Below are 721 nucleotides of genomic sequence, written 5' to 3'. Positions count from 1 at the left end.
GCTTTGTATCGAAGATCATTGGAGTATGGCTTAGGCATAACAGCAGTCAGTAAGGTTTTTTTTATAGTGTAGCAAACTTTATATATTTAGCTATACCTACCGTATTGATTTAGCCAAAAAATATGATGAAGAAAAATATGGAAAAAAATGAGTTTAAAAAAAACAGATCAAGTTATTGATGAATTTTCAAAAAGGCTTTTTATCGTAGAAGGAGAAGTCACTGATCTGTTGACCAGTGAAACCATGCAAAACTTAAATGCCAGTATGCAAACAGCTACAGGTGCAATAGCGGTGGGTTCAGCACTGGTCGGACAAATTGGGAATGCAGCTTTAGCCAGTTTTGCAGCCAGTGATGAAGGAATAGAGGTAAGTGATTTTGCCATAGAAATCACGGATAATTGTAATCAAAAGCATTACTTTAAAGGCTGTTTCCCCGTGGTCATATTTAAAAAGGGAGATATGGTTAAAGTGATTGCAGAACCACTTTCGGGACAAAATAAATATGCTCGTGCAGTAGCTGTTATTGATCAACAGAACAATTATACATGGACTGGGCAAGAGGTTGTTAAAGGAAGGATTCGCTATAGAGTTTTTGTAATGAAATTATTTGGAGCCATTAGTATCATTGTAGTAATTTTTGCTTTGCTTTTTGATTTTTTTATAACAAATTCAATAAAGCAAATGTTAATTAATAATATTGGTATTCAAATCATTTCTTTTT

The 721-nt window shown here is 33.6% G+C and carries 1 protein-coding gene; it reads left to right on the top strand.

All coding sequences use genetic code 11. The features are described from left to right. Positions 1-147: 147 nt before the first annotated feature. A partial coding sequence (locus F938_RS24495) for a putative type VI secretion system effector (RefSeq protein WP_005031770.1) occupies positions 148-721 on the top strand: 574 nt, incomplete at its 3' end.

It is taken from the genome of Acinetobacter bereziniae LMG 1003 = CIP 70.12, from assembly GCF_000368925.1.
GTDB lineage: Bacteria > Pseudomonadota > Gammaproteobacteria > Pseudomonadales > Moraxellaceae > Acinetobacter > Acinetobacter bereziniae.
Note: the sequence above shows the minus strand (reverse complement) of the source record. Positions and strands in the feature narration are given on the sequence as shown.